This window comes from Treponema berlinense (genome assembly GCF_900167025.1).
Classification (GTDB): Bacteria; Spirochaetota; Spirochaetia; order Treponematales; family Treponemataceae; genus Treponema_D; species Treponema_D berlinense.
Genome location: NZ_FUXC01000010.1, coordinates 100,317 through 113,975, shown reverse-complemented (window position 1 = coordinate 113,975; position 13,659 = coordinate 100,317). Strand labels below are relative to the sequence as shown.

9 protein-coding genes and 1 pseudogene are annotated in these 13,659 nt (G+C 39.2%); 3 read left to right on the top strand and 7 right to left on the bottom strand.

Going from position 1 to position 13,659, the window contains the following annotated elements:
- Nucleotides 1–525: pseudogene (locus B5D47_RS08890) on the top strand (Rpn family recombination-promoting nuclease/putative transposase); the annotation flags it as partial.
- A gap of 76 nt (nt 526–601) precedes the next feature.
- Here the strand turns inward: B5D47_RS08890 and B5D47_RS08885 are convergent.
- The 7 genes from B5D47_RS08885 to B5D47_RS08855 form a co-directional block, all read right to left on the bottom strand.
- On the bottom strand, nt 602–1,657 hold the full coding sequence (locus B5D47_RS08885) for a glycosyltransferase family 2 protein (RefSeq protein WP_078931474.1): 1,056 nt from the start codon (nt 1,655–1,657) through the stop codon (nt 602–604).
- Between the two features lie 78 nt (nt 1,658–1,735).
- Nucleotides 1,736–4,675, bottom strand: coding sequence for a hypothetical protein (locus B5D47_RS08880; RefSeq protein ID WP_078931473.1), 2,940 nt, complete (start codon nt 4,673–4,675; stop codon nt 1,736–1,738).
- 56 nt (nt 4,676–4,731) lie between these two features.
- Nucleotides 4,732–5,493: a hypothetical protein gene (locus B5D47_RS08875; protein ID WP_078931472.1), complete on the bottom strand. Its 762-nt coding sequence runs from the start codon at nt 5,491–5,493 to the stop codon at nt 4,732–4,734.
- Nucleotides 5,494–5,765: 272 nt separating this feature from the next.
- Nucleotides 5,766–6,860 carry a phosphoribosylformylglycinamidine cyclo-ligase gene (gene purM, locus B5D47_RS08870; RefSeq protein WP_078931471.1) on the bottom strand — a complete coding sequence of 365 codons (1,095 nt, stop codon included), beginning with the start codon at nt 6,858–6,860 and terminating at the stop codon, nt 5,766–5,768.
- 156 nt (nt 6,861–7,016) lie between these two features.
- Entirely contained in the window at nt 7,017–7,514 is a 498-nt protein-coding gene (gene purE, locus B5D47_RS08865; protein WP_078931470.1) for a 5-(carboxyamino)imidazole ribonucleotide mutase, read from the bottom strand.
- A 78-nt stretch (nt 7,515–7,592) separates the two neighbouring features.
- Nucleotides 7,593–8,936, bottom strand: a complete 1,344-nt coding sequence (locus tag B5D47_RS08860; protein ID WP_078931469.1) for a M16 family metallopeptidase — start codon at nt 8,934–8,936, stop codon at nt 7,593–7,595.
- A gap of 36 nt (nt 8,937–8,972) precedes the next feature.
- A complete protein-coding gene (locus tag B5D47_RS08855) occupies nt 8,973–10,442 on the bottom strand; it encodes a M16 family metallopeptidase (protein ID WP_078931468.1) in 1,470 nt (489 codons plus the stop codon).
- A 122-nt stretch (nt 10,443–10,564) separates the two neighbouring features.
- Here B5D47_RS08855 and B5D47_RS08850 point away from each other — a divergent pair, with 122 nt between their 5' ends.
- Both B5D47_RS08850 and B5D47_RS08845 read left to right on the top strand, forming a co-directional pair.
- Nucleotides 10,565–10,873 (top strand): metal-sensing transcriptional repressor, encoded by a 309-nt coding sequence (locus B5D47_RS08850; protein ID WP_078931467.1) that lies wholly within the window; start codon nt 10,565–10,567, stop codon nt 10,871–10,873.
- A 14-nt stretch (nt 10,874–10,887) separates the two neighbouring features.
- Nucleotides 10,888–13,455 carry a heavy metal translocating P-type ATPase gene (locus B5D47_RS08845; RefSeq protein ID WP_078931466.1) on the top strand — a complete coding sequence of 856 codons (2,568 nt, stop codon included), beginning with the start codon at nt 10,888–10,890 and terminating at the stop codon, nt 13,453–13,455.
- Nucleotides 13,456–13,659: the final 204 nt, after the last annotated feature.

Sequence of the window (13,659 nt, the reverse complement as noted above, 5' to 3'; positions counted from 1 at the left end):
GACGCCTTCGGGCACAGGCTTCCGGTCTACACGTTCCGATACAGGGCGGAGGAAGACAAAAATATACTCATGAACGACGGGACGGTCAACATCTTTTTTAACGCGACTATGTATGATAAAATGCAGTCAGAAAATCTGCGTTCATTTTTCAGATATTTATGCGGAAAAAACTCGGACGACAACTTTACAGACAGATTGTCCGCGTTGGTTGAGCGTGTAAAAATGAATGCCCAGTGGAGGCACAGATATATGACAATCGAACAGGAGATTAAGCTGCAGGCAAGATATTTGGCGCAAGATATGGCAAAGGACATGGCTCAAGGTATAGCAAAGGATATGGCTCAAGACATTGCAAAAGATATGGCTCAAGACATTGCAAAAGATATGGCTCAAGACATTGCTAATGAAAAAACTCTTGAAACTGCCAAAAATTTGCTTAAAATAAACATTTCGCCTGAACAAATTGCCATGGCTACAGGGCTTTCTTTGGAGCAGGTTACAAGTTTAAAAACCGACAAAAACTAAATCAATTCTTCAGAGCGTCTGTTTTTCGCATTTCAAAAAACAGGTGATAATATTTTTAATATCACCTGTTTTGCAGTCATTTTTCTACGCTTTTGATCATTTCTTTTCCCCACCATTCGCACAGTTCTTCGTAGGCCTGCGTTTGAAGTTCTGGGATTACAGTTTTTTTTAACTGCTCAAGATTGTTTTTTGCGTAATACCGGCAAGTCTTTCTCAATTCTTCAATTTCGCTTTCTGTAAGAGTTTTGTTTTCTATGTCTTTTTCCTGAACAAAATCCAGAAGAACAGTGCTCGCGCTTGCAGCAGAACAAACTTTTTTCCATTGTTCAAGGCTGTAAATTTTCTTTTCTGACGAAATTCCGGTATCAACACAGTAAGAATACACTTCGTTTTTTATACCAGCATATTTTTTTGCATAAAAGGCAAGAAAAAAATAAATCAAAAAATCTTCCGCAAAAACACAATATACTGGCGGAATTTTTTCAAACGCATTTAAACACAATTCCCGCTCAAAAAGTTTTGCCCATAAAAAACCGCAGTGATTGCGCTGAACCAAAAAGCCATTTAAAATTTCATCTTTGCATAAAAACCCTTCGGAGCCGCCATCTGCTCCAACAAAAACATTGGTTATTTTTTTTGTAATTTCCAGAATTCTATTCTCTGAAAATTTTTTATCCTTTTCAGAAAGATTTTTTAACTCTCGCCTAGTTTTGACTTTTGCCATTCCATGAACAATGTCCGCTCCTTTTTTTTCGGCAATGTCATACAGAGTGCTTAACGCGTCTGGCAAAAGAAAGTCGTCGCTATCAACAAACATTATGTATTTTCCAGCCGCCGCATAAACGGCAGAACGGCGGGCTTCCACAAGACCTTTATTTTTTTCGTGCTGAATAAACCTTATACAAAAATTTGAACTTTTGTGCTTTTTGCAAAATTCCTTTAATATCTGCCCTGTATTCAATTTTTTTTCTTTTAGACGCTCAATTCCTTCGTCGTCAACAACAATGACTTCAAAACCGCAAAAACTTTGAGCACAAATGCTTTCTAAACAGGCAGACAAAAATTTTTGCGTGCCACAGACAGGCACACAGACAGAAATTTTTATCGATTTTTTTTTGAACAAATTGAACATATAAACAATTATATCATAAAAAAAACGGCCTGCTCCTTGCAATATGCAAAAGAACAGACCGCTTGTTGTTAGAAAACTTTAGTTTTCAACTATTCCACTATAATAATCAGTTGCACCAATATTAAACGATGCCGAAATGCTGGCAGCTCCTCTCGTAAGCGTTGAGCCTGCAATATCAAACTCAACAATGGAGTCTTTATTTTTTATTTTTCCGTCGCCGGTATCTCCTGCCTTCCAATAAAATCCATCGTCAACAACCACAATCTTTTTTGGAACAACAGCGCAGAATTTTTCAGGTCCAAAAAAGGCAGTAGTGGCTAAATCGGTTGCGTCAGGAATGTAATAGTAATCCGTATAAGGATTACCATAATAATTGTAGCTAAGCGTTGTTTGCGCATATGTCCAGCCAAATATATTAGTAGAGTCATCTGTTGTATTGATTTGTACCAGCGCGCCACGGCTATAAAAATAATCTGATTGAGTAAAACCAAGTCCCCTAGAAGACTCTTTTACAAGCGCATAAACATGCTCAGTGCCATATCCAAGGCCGTCTCCAAACTGCAAATCCGTTATCGAAATCGAATCATAGGTACCATCATATTTAGAAGAATCATAGTCTTTCAAAATATCACTCGAAGCAAGATTATTTACAAGAGTTGGAGTTTCTATCTCAATAGTGTCAGAAGTTACGGTTCCAGTTGCTTTATAAACATTGCAAGAGCTGTCTGCAAAATAAAAATCATTTCCGTTGACTGCGATATTGGTAAAAGTTCCGGCATTTTCGAGAGTCGAAATACCAATCTGCGTGCTTGCAACTATAGCAGGCTCAGATCCTGTAGAAACAGCATAAACGCCTACCGAAGCGTCTCCACCCGAAGCGTCTCCACCCGAAGCGTCTCCGTCTCCACTCACAAGCAGATATATATAGCTGTTTACACAGTCATAGCACATATCTGAAAGGCTTGTAATTTCTGAAAGTTGGTTTGTTAAATCAGGAGTATCAGAATAAGAACCGGTAGAAACTTTCATCGAGTACTTATTCAAAGTTAAAACATCTCCAGGAACCGCAGTCCAAAGATTGTAATTTTTGTCAAAGCAATAATACTTAGAAGTTAAGTTTCCTTTTATGATGCTTTCTGTGGCCGTTGAATCAGTATAATCATAAATCTGCTTCATAGAATAATTATTGCCTTTTTCGCTACCCCAGACAGCCGCACTACGACTTGGTGTCTTAAAAGTAAAATTAAATTCGCAAAGATAGAGTTTTTCTCCAACAGACGCAAAGCAGCTTATAACATTTTTACCGTCAACGTTTAGGCTGCTAGCCTGCTTAGGATCAAATCCTGTAAGTTCGCTTACACTGTCATCAAAAGACTCTCCGTTCAAATACCATAAACAGTTTTTGATTTCTATGCCTTCAGGGTAGTTAAGTTTAATTTCAAGAGAAGAAGATTCATACGGAATAGCACTGCCAGAAGCATAAACATTATTATCACTGCCGCTTGAATAATACGCCTCAATAGAAAAATTATCGCTTGACTCTGCCGTTATGCCTTTCATGCTTGCAGGTTTTATACGAAATTCGACACCAGCCTCTTTAGGAACACTGATTATCGTATTGTGCTCCGAAACCTTCTTCGAAGCATATTCGCGAAGAGAAAAACTGTCTACACCAGTATTGTTGAACGACGAAAAGAAAGGTGTAGCTATATATGAAGCAAAGTTGTCTTGAACAGTTCCGTCTTCGCTATCTTTTATTGCATAGATATTCAAATTGCCAGAAAACGGCATCTCGCCGGTAACATCAAGACATGCTCCGTTTTTAAGGGTAATATCAATAGAATTAGCCTGCTCTTGACCTACGCTAAGATCGGTTATTTCAAAATTTTTATTTCCGTCGTCCGTTGCAACAAGCCAAGCAGAGCCCGAAAGAACGGTATTAACAGCATTTGTATCAGATGAATTAGCAGTTATAATTGGCGAGGTGCTTTCTCCTAAATAAATCGAAAGATTTTTTGAATTTCCAAGTGTTTTCTTTAATTCATTGAAAGTTTTTATGTCAATTTCAGGAACTTTGTCCATAAAAATATCAACTTCCGGCACGCCAGGCCAGTTTTTTGTCAAAGTTTCCAAAAGCGCCGTAAGATTTTTTCTTGAAGATACAGAAAGACCATTCATCTTCTGGTAGCTTTCAGAATTGTCATTTGTCGCATAGTATTTTTTTACGGACGTACCAGAAAGCTTTATATCAGAATCTGTCGTTTTTATTCCAGAAGCAATTTCCACCATCATTTTGTCGCTTGGAATCTCTATTTTTACACTGTCACTATGATAAAACTCAAGTTTGTACCAGCCTGGAGCAATATCTTTTCCAGTAAGAGTATATACGCTGTTACCGGAAGCTGAAAAAACAAGATTTTTTTTATCAGTTGAATACTCAATATTGCCTGTTTGAATATTTTTAAGTGTAACATGCAAGGCAGAAGCATAATCTGGTATACCGGTTGTATTAAAATAAAGCTCAAGACTACCGCTGAGAGAACTGTCTTTTTTAAGTCCGACAATCACTGTTATATTATTTTTTGCAGTTTCCGAAGAAACTGTAACATCTTCTTTTGTTCCGCTAACGGCTACTGTGCTGTTTCCTTCAGAATAGCTTCCTTCGAGAGTAATATCGTATATTCCAGTCGGAATCAGTTTTGCATTAAGAACACCTTCGCTATAATTAAGGGACGGACTGCTTGAATTTGAGCTAGAATCCGAAGTTTCAGAAGACCATGCAAGCTCAATGTCTTTTTCGCCAGAATCGCTTTTAAAAATTACTTTCCACGAAGTTATTCTATGTAGTTCAAAACTTCCAGCCGAAATATATCGTCCGTTTGCATTAAAATTAATTGAAACAGAAGTGTTTTCTTTAGATTTTTCAGCAGTTTTTGAATCCAGAATGTTCGTACATCCTGCAAAAAGCACAATTATTGCAAAAGCCGCAAGTCCTTGTAAAAAGCGTTTAATTTTCATAGATTTTTCTCCAAACATTTAGTTTTTTAAGATAATTTGACAGATTTTTAGCAGATTTAAGAGTTTTCGTTTAAAACAAAGATGTATTCAATTTCTATAAGCTCCTCGCCAGAACTTATAAAACACGTAAGGCTATTGTTTTCTTGTTCTCCACCTTTTTCTGTCAAAACAACATCATCATTCTGCATCAAGTTAAACTCAAAAGAAGGCTTATCTTTTGCAGAAACAACTTCTTTTCCGTTCATATACCAGCTGTAAGAATACGAATCAAAGTCGAATTCTTTTTCGCACAGAAGAGAAAATTCAATTATTTTATTCTCATAAGTCAATTCTGGAACATTGCCGTCAGAATAATTGTATTCGACTGAACCTTTTTTTGCACAGATACTGAATTCTTTTGTCTCGATTCCAGCAATATCTGCATTTGTTCTTATTTTTTCCAGTTCAACTTTAAGAAAATTATCTCCTGTCTCAAGTTCAACGGAATAAGGCTGAATATTTTTGTATTTTACAAGATTTCCGTTCAAAATTTTAACATTCACTTCGAATTTTGAGCCAGACTTCAAATCTTCTATCGTAAATACAGCAGGCTCAGCAGAACCATTTTTAGGCTCTGTTATCGAAAATGGCTTCAAAAGATTTAAATCTCCGCTCAGCTCTACATCCAAAGTCCAGTCTCCTGCACTGCTCTCTTTGATTGAACGCGCAAAGTCTGCCGGAACAGAAAAACTGACAGAAGAAGTCTCGCTTGCAGCACAAGAAAAAAGCAAAGCACAAAAAAGCGTTGCCGCAATACAAGAAAAAATTCTTTTTATCATAAAGTCCTCCACCTTAAAAATCAAAAACAACCAGTGTAAAGTATAACGTGCAAAGTGTGTATTTTCAATTTTTATAATGAAAAAAAACAGTTAAAAAAAGCAAAAACAAAAGTAATTTTAAACAACTTTAGTAGAATAACGACTTTTTATCAAGCACAAAAAAATTAAAAAAACTGAGCACCAGCCTTGCGCAAAAAAAACGGTGCGGACATAAAAAAAACCGGCAAAAATTCAATTTAAGCCGGTTTTATCATACAAAATATTTTTAAATTCTATTCAAGAATTGTCGCTTCGTGGGAGCCTTTTAGGTCTGTTCCCAAATCGTGCTCAGCGGCTTTTACATAGCCGATTTTATAAGCCTTCATATCTGGAATTCCAAGCTTTTTGTGAACATCTGTCGCAAAATCAGCTGCTTTTTTGTTAAAATGCTCAACAATTGCATCAGCATCTTCTTTTTTAACAGCAAGAACAAGTCCGATTCCCATGTTGTATGTTCCCCACATGCCTTCCGGATCCGCACCGCGGCGCTCAAGCTCCGCAAATATCGCAGGTTTTTCCCAGCTGTCTTTTTTGATTACGCTTACAAGGTTTGCGCCTTTTTTGTACATTCTAGGAACATTTTCGTAAAAGCCGCCGCCTGTAATATGAACCATTCCGTGGATTTTTTCGCCAAATGTTTCCAAAGCATCCATAACTGGACGAACATAAATACGTGTTGGAGTAAGCAAAGTCTCTCCAATCGGTTTTCCGTTAAAATCCTCGTTAAAATCCTTTACGAGCTTGCGGACAAGCGAATATCCGTTTGAGTGGCAGCCTGTCGAAGAAAGACCGATCAAAACATCACCGTCTTCGATTTTGTCGCCAGTAATAACCTTTTCTTTTTCGCCAAAACCTACGCCAAAACCGGCAAGATCGTATTTTCCGTCGTCGTAAAATCCAGGCATTTCGGCAGTTTCTCCGCCCAAAAGCGCACATCCAGCATCAACACAGCCGTCGGCAACACCTTTTACGAGTTGTCCGGCAACCTTTGCATCGAGTTTTCCGCAGGCAACATAGTCCAAAAAGAACGAAGTTTTTACGCCGGAACACAAGATGTCGTTTACGCTCATCGCAACGCAGTCAATTCCAACAGTGTCGTATTTTCCCATCTGAAAAGCAATGTCGAGTTTTGTGCCTACACCGTCAGTGCCAGAAACAGCAACCGGCTGCTTTAAGCCGGCAGGAATTTCAAACATTCCGTTAAAACTTCCCAAATCCGTCAAAAGTCCAGGAATGCGGGTACGTTTTGCATGAACCTTGTATTCGTTTACAGCGTTGTAACCTTCTTCAACATCAACGCCAGAATCTTTGTAGTCAATTGTCGCCATATTTTTCCTCAATAATTTTGGAGCACATTTTTCGTTCTCGACCGCACTTGCGCAGTTCGGTAACCCTCAGTCCTTCGGACCGGCTAACGCCGCTGCTCCACCGCGGGCTAAGACTTTTTTTATCATATCAATTTTTCGGTCTTGTGTCATTATGCGTTAAAATGCAACGTCAAGACCAGAAGCCGCGGCGTCATCCGCAAGCTTTTTGCGGAAAGCCACGAGTTTTTCCTTTAACTCAGGATATTTTATCGAAAGGATTTCTGCCGCAAGGTAAGCCGCATTTTTTGCAGAATTTATTCCGACTGTTGCAACAGGAATTTGCGGAGGCATCTGCACGATAGAAAGAAGCGCGTCCATTCCGCCAAGACCGTTAGAAACTCCGGGATTTACACATTCGAGCGGAACTCCAATAACAGGAAGAGTCGTTTCTCCTGCAATAACGCCTGGCAAAGCTGCCGCAAGTCCGGCTCCTGCAATAATCACTTCAAAACCTTCTTCTTCAACTTTTTTTACAGTTTCGTGCAAAAGCGCGCCTGCACGGTGAGCCGACAGAATAAAAGCCTTGTATTCAATTCCAAATTCTTTTAAAACGTCTGCCGCTTTCTTCATAGTATCTTTGTCAGATTTAGAGCCAAAAAAAATCGCAACTTTCATAAAAAATCACCTCGGATTCATCGTACCTTAAAATCAAAACAAATTCTATAAAAAGCCGTTTTTTGTCAAAACGCGTTTTTATTTTGTAACCGTAATCCAGCGGATTTTATTTTTTGACTCTGGCGCTATGTACTTTTTGTATGCAGAACAAACCTGTTTTGCGCTTACGTTCTGCACCTGAAAAGAGCGTCTTAAATACGTGTCCGGTTTTCCAGAATATTCAAGCGAAGTAATAATATTTGCAGCAACTCCAGTTCCGCTCTGACTCGAATCGAACAACGTCGTAATGTATTTGTTTTTGTATTGCCCGAGTTTTTCCTCAACTTGTTTTTCGTCCGGAAAACTTTCAATCGCCTTATAAATCAATGAATGAATATTTTCCGTATCGCTTATTTTGTAGGCGCTTATCGCTCCGAGCATCTGCTTTCCGCCAAGAACACCAGTTCCAATTGAGTAAACTGCCCCGGCTTTTTCGCGCACCTGATCAAAAAATATATCATCCAAATACATAAGAGAAATCGCAAAAGGCACATAATCCGAATCATATCGCTCTGGACAGTTAAAAAATCCGATTGAATAGCCAGAAGTTCCAGCCTGCTCATTTTTTAGGAAAATATCTTCGCCTTCGACAAAAATTTCTCCAACTTCCGGAGCTTTGTAGCTTCCTTTTTGAATCGCTCCAAAATAAGAATTGAGCTTTTCGACCAGTTTTTTCTGTCCGTCCAAGTCCATATTTGCAACAACGACAAATTTTATTCTTTTCGCATCCAAAAGTTTTTTATGGTGATTTTTTATTTCGTCCAAAGTAATAAGTCTTAACGACTCTTCGGTTACAGAAGTTGAACTTGCATAGGCGGTTTTTCCAAACGCCGTTTTTTCAAGTTCAATTCCAAGCTGGCCGCTCGGATCTGATTTTGAGCGCACAAAAGAATCCTCTTCGTTAAGCATCATCTGCTTAAAATCATTTTCTAAAAAAGCCGGCGAATTTATTGAATCGGCATAGATTTCAAGGACGGCATCAAGGTCTTTTTGAAGGCATTTTATTCCGGCGACACTGTAATCTCGTCCGCTCGAACTGTTCATCGAAAAAGAAATTCCGTACTGCATGTTTTGAATATCTTCGTACGAAAAATTTTTGCTTCCGTGGAACATAAGCTCAAGGGTAAGACCTTCAATTCCTGCCATTTTTGGACTTACAAGCGGAGTTCCGCCTTCAAAAACAGTGCGCAAAACAAAAACCTGTCCGCCGTTCGTCTTTTTAAAAATCACCGGAATTCCGTTTTTTAATTCGTATTTCGAAAAATCTTTTACATTTTCTTCATAATAAGCGTCTTTTTCGTTTTTTGGAGACGAGGCGCAGCCCGCAAGAAAAAATATTCCTGCCGTAAACAAAACAAAAAATGCTTTTTTTATAATCTTCATAATTTTCCTCCGAAAAATGCCTTTTTAGAGCGGATTTTATTTCCACCAGCGGGCATTTTCTGCATTAAGTTCCTGCCAGCCGTCTTTTTCAAATTCTTTTTTATTTTCCCTGTAATATTCCGGATTTACAAAAAGAACGGCAAGCCCTTTTTTATCTTTTATATATTTTTCAACAAAAGAGCGGACATCTTTATTTTCAACTTTTAAAATATTTTCGTCATAAGAAAGAGCATAATCCGCACCAGAAGAAGCCCATTCCGAAGAAAAGCCCCGTAAAAAAAGAGAGGCGGTTTCCATTGAATAGGTCCGGCTGTCTTCAAGCCTGCCTTTTACGCTTTTTATGTCTTTTTCGTCGTATCCAGTTCCGCTTTTGAGCATATCGTCCACTGCCTGCGTGTTCCAGTAGTCAAGAATAAGCTGTGCCCTTTTTTGCGGTGAAATTTTTTCATCATTCATAAAAGCCGCAGAAAAACTTATAATTCCGCTCGCCCGCATTGTCGAATACGAGCCGCCGATATAATCCGCATCGGGAATATTCAATTCTTTATTCTGTATTGCCTTGGAAATAAAATTTCCAGACGGATTTGAAAGAAGATATGACCAGACATCTGCCGCATAAGTGTCATTTTCGTCGCTCTGGGCGTCAGGTCCGCGAAGATAAAAAACAAGCCTGCTTATTCCCTTTGAATTTTGTGGATCGGCGAAGACAAGTTTTTTTGTAGCCGAAAATGGAGTTTTTGACGAAGTTTCGATTTTCTTTCCAGTCTGGGCATTTTTTCCGTTCTGCCAGTCACCGTAAATTTCTTTTACGAGGGAATAAACTGCCTCGTGCTTTACATCGCCTCCGACAAAAAGAGCGGTGTTTGCAGGAACATAATATTCTTCCTGAATTTTTTTAAGGCTTTCCGCAGTCGCATTCTTTATGATTTTTGGATCGCCGGAAGTGTCGGTTTTCCAGGGACATTCAAAAAAAAGATTTTTAAAAACCCCTGCGCCAAAAATTCTTCCCGGCTCGCTCATTCCGCCCTCGATTTCCGACAAAACAACAGATTTTTCGTTTTCGAGCTCTTTTTCGTCAAGGAGCGGAGTGCGGATTGCGTAAGACCAGTATTCAAGTCCGTCTTTTAAAAGTCCCGACGGCACCGTAAAAAAATAATTTACGCGGTCAATCGAAGTCGTTCCATTCCACTCAGAAACACCCATTTTGTTCAAAGCGGCATACGCTTCCTTTTGATTTGCATATTTTGCATTTCCCTTGAACATCATGTGCTCGTAAAGATGAAAAAGTCCCGCATTTTCCGGTGTCTGGGTAACGGCTCCGGCTTTTACGGCAATTTCGATGTAAACAAGCGGAGCAGAATCATTTTCCATTACAAAAAGTTCAAGTCCGTTTTCGAGCTTATACTTAAAAAGTGACGGAACAGAAGTTTTTTGGGCAGGCAAAACAAAAACCGCGCCGCACAAAAAAACAGTCGTTAAAAAAAACTTAAAAAATTTTCGAGTCATATATTCAATATAACAACATTGCGATTTCTTAGATACAGTTTTTTAGGACAAGCCTATTGACACATACCCCATAGAGGTATTATATATTTTCCAGAAAAATATAACAAAATAAGGAAACTATAATGGAATCAAAAGACGAATGCTGCTGTTCAACAAGAACAAAAAAAAGAAGCCCGGAAGAGTTTAAGATTCTTTCAAACAGGCTCAACCGCATCGAAGGCCAAATCCGCGGAATAAAAAAAATGCTCGAAAACAATGCCTACTGTCCGGACATTTTGATTCAGGTTTCGGCGGTGAATGCGGCATTAAACTCGTTCAACAGAGTTCTTTTGGCAGAACACATAAATTCCTGCGTAGTAAACGACATTAAAGACGGAAAAACAGAAACAGTCGGCGAGCTTGTAGAAATTCTTCAAAAACTTATGAAATAACAAAAGGAAAATTTATGGATAAATACATAGTAACAGGAATGTCCTGCGCGGCCTGCGTTGCAAGAGTTGAAAAAGCGGTTTTAAAAGTTCCGGGAGTCAATTCCTGCACAGTAAGCCTTCTGACAAATTCCATGGGAGTTGAAGGAGAAGCCTCTTCCGAAAAAATAATAAATGCTGTCGAAAAAGCCGGCTACAAAGCGCAGAAATTTTCATCAAAAAAAAGCAATTCAACTCAAGGCCAGGCTCCGACCGAAGACAGCGAGACTCAGCTCTTGAAAAAAAGGCTCGTCTGGTCGGTTTTGCTGCTGTCAGTCCTAATGTATTTTAGCATGGGACACATGATGTTAGACTGGCCGATTCCAGCCTGGTTCACCAAAAACGGCGGAAATCACGTTGCAATGGGAATTTTACAGATGATTCTCTCGGCTCTCATAATGCTCGTAAATAAAAAATTCTTCGTTTCCGGATTTAAAAGTCTTATACATCTTGCGCCAAACATGGACACTCTCGTCGCCCTTGGTTCCGGAGTTTCGTTTGTCTACAGCGTTTTTGTGCTTTTTGAGATGACGGATTCGGTTTTACTGACGGACAGCGCGCGCACTCTAAAACTTATGAACGGTTTTTATTTTGAAAGCGCGGCAATGATTGTAACTCTTATAACAGTCGGAAAACTTCTAGAATCAATTTCCAAAGGAAAGACGACAGACGCGCTCAAAAGCCTCATGAAGCTTTCTCCAAAAACCGCAGTTCTCCTAAAAAACGGCGCAGAAAAAACCGTAAAAATAGAAGAAGTTCAAAAAGGCGATATTTTTGTAGTCCGCCCTGGAGAAAACATTCCTGCCGACGGAATCATTATTGAAGGAAGTTGCTCCGTAAACGAATCAGCTCTCACAGGAGAATCAATTCCTGTCGACAAAAAAAACGGCGATAAAGTCTGCGCGGCAACGCTAAATCAGACAGGCTTTATAAAATGCAGGGCCGTAAAAGTCGGAGAAGACACAACTCTTTCGCAGATAATCCAAATGGTAAGCGACGCTGCGGCAACAAAAGCTCCGATTGCTAAAATTGCGGACAAAGTTTCCGGGATTTTCGTTCCGGCGGTAATTTTAATTTCGATTTTTACATTTTTAGCCTGGGTTTTTGCAGGTGAAGAGATTTCATTCGCCCTAAACCGCGCAATAACCGTTCTTGTCGTAAGCTGTCCTTGCGCGCTCGGGCTTGCAACTCCAGTCGCAATAATGGTCGGAAACGGAATCGGCGCAAAAAACGGAATTCTGTTCAAAACTTCCGCAGCGCTTGAACAAGCAGGAAAGTCAAAAATTGTAGTTTTGGACAAAACCGGAACAATCACAAAGGGAGAGCCTCTTGTAACCGACATTTTTGCATTTGAAGTTTCTGAACGCGAACTTTTGGAAAAAGCCTCTTCTCTCGAATCAAAAAGCGGGCATCCGCTTGCAAAGGCAGTGCTAAAAAAAGCCGGAGAAGAAAAAATTGAATTAAAACAAACTTCGGACTTTACAGCCATTCCCGGAAACGGACTTTCGGCAATTCTTGAAGGAAAAAAACTTTACGGCGGAAACTTGAGCTTTATTCAGTCAAAAATTTCCAATGTAAGCGAAAAATCAAAAATTCTTGCGGAAAAAGCCGCAAATCAAGGAAAAACTCCGCTATTTTTTGCAGAAGAAGACAGGCTTTTGGGAATTATAGCCGTGGCAGATGTGATAAAAAGCGACAGTTCAAAAGCCATTGAAGAATTAAAGAATCTGGGAATTTTTGTCGCGATGCTCACAGGCGATAACGAAAAAACAGCCCGTGCAATCGGCGCCCAGGCAGGTGTTGATGAAGTGATTGCAGGCGTTCTTCCAGACAAAAAAGCAGAAAAAGTTCTCGAATTCAAGAAAAAAGGAAAAGTCTGCATGGTCGGAGATGGAATAAACGATGCTCCGGCTCTTACAGCGGCAGACACGGGAATGGCAATCGGCTCTGGAACAGATGTTGCAATCGATGCGGCAAATGTTGTCCTTATAAAAAACAGTCTTCTGGACGTAAGCTACGCAATCCGGCTCAGCAAAAAAACTGTAAAAAATATTCACGAAAACCTTTTCTGGGCATTTTTTTACAATATTCTTTTAATTCCAATTGCCGCAGGCGCATACATAAAACTTTTTGGCTTGGAAATGAATCCGATGTTTGGAGCGGCGGCAATGAGCCTTTCAAGTTTTTGCGTTGTGACAAATGCGCTCAGATTGAATTTTTTCAATTTACGGAATTCAAAACATAAAAAAAGCAAAAAATCCGCTTTAACTGCACAAAATGAGGTTTCTGCGGAAAATAAAAATAAACAGGAGGCCACAAAAATGGCAGAATTAACAGAAAAAACATTAAAAGTCGAAGGAATGATGTGCTGCAACTGCGAAAACCACGTAAAAAAAGCACTCGAAAAAATCGAAGGCGTAGAAACAGCCTCTCCAGACCACAAAACTTCGCAGGTTACAGTAAAACTTTCAAAGGACGTTTCAGAAAGCGAATTTGAAAAGGCGATTACAGACGCCGGTTACACTTATGCCGGTTTAAACTTGTAAATAAGAAAAAAAATCTTTAAAATGTGGACAAAAAATTTAGAAAGCCGGTTTTTATCGCTTATGAAGACGGTAAACGCTGAAGAAAACTTTCATTTTTTTAGTAAAAACTCAACAGGATGTAAGATAAAAACAGCCGAAAATGGCGTCTGTTTTTATCTTTAGAAGTTTGCGTTGCAAACTTACTAATCAACTGCAATTTCTCAC

Bases quoted from the DNA above. Each gene is read 5' to 3' on its own strand.
- purM (WP_078931471.1), bottom strand. From the start codon at position 6,860: ATGGCGACAATTGACTACAAAGATTCTGGCGTTGATGTTGAAGAAGGT.
- B5D47_RS08860 (WP_078931469.1), bottom strand. From the start codon at position 8,936: ATGAAGATTATAAAAAAAGCATTTTTTGTTTTGTTTACGGCAGGAATA.
- B5D47_RS08845 (WP_078931466.1), top strand. From the start codon at position 10,888: ATGGATAAATACATAGTAACAGGAATGTCCTGCGCGGCCTGCGTTGCA.
- B5D47_RS08880 (WP_078931473.1), bottom strand. From the start codon at position 4,675: ATGAAAATTAAACGCTTTTTACAAGGACTTGCGGCTTTTGCAATAATT.
- B5D47_RS08850 (WP_078931467.1), top strand. From the start codon at position 10,565: ATGGAATCAAAAGACGAATGCTGCTGTTCAACAAGAACAAAAAAAAGA.
- B5D47_RS08875 (WP_078931472.1), bottom strand. From the start codon at position 5,493: ATGATAAAAAGAATTTTTTCTTGTATTGCGGCAACGCTTTTTTGTGCT.
- B5D47_RS08855 (WP_078931468.1), bottom strand. From the start codon at position 10,442: ATGACTCGAAAATTTTTTAAGTTTTTTTTAACGACTGTTTTTTTGTGC.
- purE (WP_078931470.1), bottom strand. From the start codon at position 7,514: ATGAAAGTTGCGATTTTTTTTGGCTCTAAATCTGACAAAGATACTATG.
- B5D47_RS08885 (WP_078931474.1), bottom strand. From the start codon at position 1,657: ATGTTCAATTTGTTCAAAAAAAAATCGATAAAAATTTCTGTCTGTGTG.